The following is a 773-nucleotide window of genomic DNA, read 5'->3' as shown; positions in this document are numbered from 1 at the left end:
GCCAAGGGCGGCGAGGGTAAATCCCAGGAGCAGGCTGACCTGCGGTTTGTCAAGCTGGCCGACATCAAGCCCCTCCCCGGCACCTATGTCAAGGACACTCCTCGGAAGGAGTACAAGGACCTGATCGACAGTATCAAGAAATCCGGGCTGGAAAAGCCCGTCATTCTCCGCCAGGGCGAGAAGGGCGAATACCAGCTTGTGGACGGTTTTCACCGCTGTGAGGCGCTGAAACAGGCCGGTATGCTGGAAGTTCGCGCCGATGTGTACGAAATGCCGCTGCCGGAGGCCAGCCGCTACCGCAAGGAGCACCGGGACAAGCCGGATATTCCCATCCCCGGCAAACTGATCCCCCCGCACTCCGCCGAGCCGGAGAAGCCTGCGGAGCCGCCCAAGGAGGCCGGGACCCCCGCCGCCCCTGGCGGACAGGAGGAAGAAATCCCCAAGGACTTCACGCTGCCCATCACCAGGGAGGGCCAGTCCGAGATCATCACGACCCTGAAAGTTGCCGACATCCACCCCTTTGAGGGCCACCCCTTTAACGTCAAGGACGATAAGGATATGTGGGACCTCGTGGACAGTGTGAAGAAATTCGGCGTTCTGGAGCCTGTGGTGGTCATCCCCCGTCAGGCGGGCGGCTATGAGATGGTGTCCGGCCACCGCCGTCAGCGTGCGTGCCAGCTTGCGGGCATCCAGACCATGCCGGTCATCGTCCGCCAGCTGGACCGGGACGAGGCCACCATTTCCATGGTGGACGCCAACATGAAGCGGGAGAA

Annotated in this window: 1 protein-coding gene; it reads left to right on the top strand. The window is 62.6% G+C overall.

Annotated features, from left to right (window positions below):
- Positions 1–773 (top strand): ParB N-terminal domain-containing protein (locus tag D1641_RS19010; protein WP_160668569.1); only part of this gene is annotated, 773 nt, incomplete at both ends.

The organism is Colidextribacter sp. OB.20 (assembly GCF_009911595.1).
Classification (GTDB): Bacteria; Bacillota; Clostridia; order Oscillospirales; family Oscillospiraceae; genus Lawsonibacter.
This window is presented reverse-complemented; position numbering and strand designations above follow the sequence as displayed.